We start from the raw sequence: 908 nt of genomic DNA, 5'->3' as shown, positions 1-908 counted from the left end.
GGATATCACTTTCGTGATTTATATTTTTCTTTCCTGTTTCTTTTCCGTTGTTGATAATTTGATGGTGGCGCATCAATATGTACCGTACATTTCCGAAATAGTCTCATCCAGCGCCTGCTGCACCAGCTTCTCCACTGAGAACCTTTTGCCTCAGAACTGAGAGGAGTCAGCTACCAGATCTGAACTTACATGCATAGCTAGCGAGACAAAGGTTCTGTTACTTACCATCTTCAATAGCCCTCAATTGAACATCTTTCCCTTGCACGACCTTGGCTAGGTCTTTTAGATTAGAGTCTAGCGCCTTAATCTTGCCATTATAGAATTCAATCGCTTTAGCCGTTGTCTGTCCGCGAATAAAACCAGTCAGCTTGCGTTAATTTCCACACCGTACCACCCAGAAACAACACGGAACAACCTACTTTTTCCACATAAAAACCCGTCCCAACATCAACAAGCACCTTCTCCCGATCCGCAAGCGTCCCCTTCACATACAACGAACTCGTCAAGGGAACCAAGATCCCATTCTTCCCATCTGTGCCATTAGCCGCTGCTCCCGCAACACCCTCGTTGATGGACCGCACGCAGTCCTGGAATTTGGTCTGCGCCGCGCGCAGCTTCGTATGTGAGGTGGTTAGATGTTCCAGTTCGGTGGTGAGGCGGGACTGGAGGCCGCGGAGCTGGGGGACGGGGAGCGAGGAGACGTTCACTGTTCGGTTTTCACGGCGTTAGCATACTGCTTGGGAAGGGGGTAGGGATTGATTGATTGCTTTCTTTACCTGAGCCGGGGGGAGCTCCGCCTGATGCGGGGGATGCCATTTTGACTGTGAGGATTCAAAGGCGGTATGGAATTCGAGCCTGGTATTTCCCGTTGAATCGGTAAAGGGGTGATCAATTGGTGGTCAAATATG

At 49.7% G+C, this 908-nt stretch carries 1 protein-coding gene; it reads right to left on the bottom strand.

All coding sequences use genetic code 11. The features are described from left to right. Window positions 1–332: 332 nt before the first annotated feature. Window positions 333–707, bottom strand: a complete 375-nt coding sequence (pfdA, locus tag JS756_RS38950) for a prefoldin subunit alpha (protein WP_205387447.1) — start codon at window positions 705–707, stop codon at window positions 333–335. Between the last annotated feature and the right edge of the window lie 201 nt (window positions 708–908).

This window comes from Streptomyces actuosus, from assembly GCF_016921115.1.
GTDB lineage: Bacteria > Actinomycetota > Actinomycetes > Streptomycetales > Streptomycetaceae > Streptomyces > Streptomyces actuosus_A.
The sequence above is the reverse complement of the archived record's forward strand: the minus strand, read 5'-3'. Positions and strand labels throughout refer to the sequence as shown.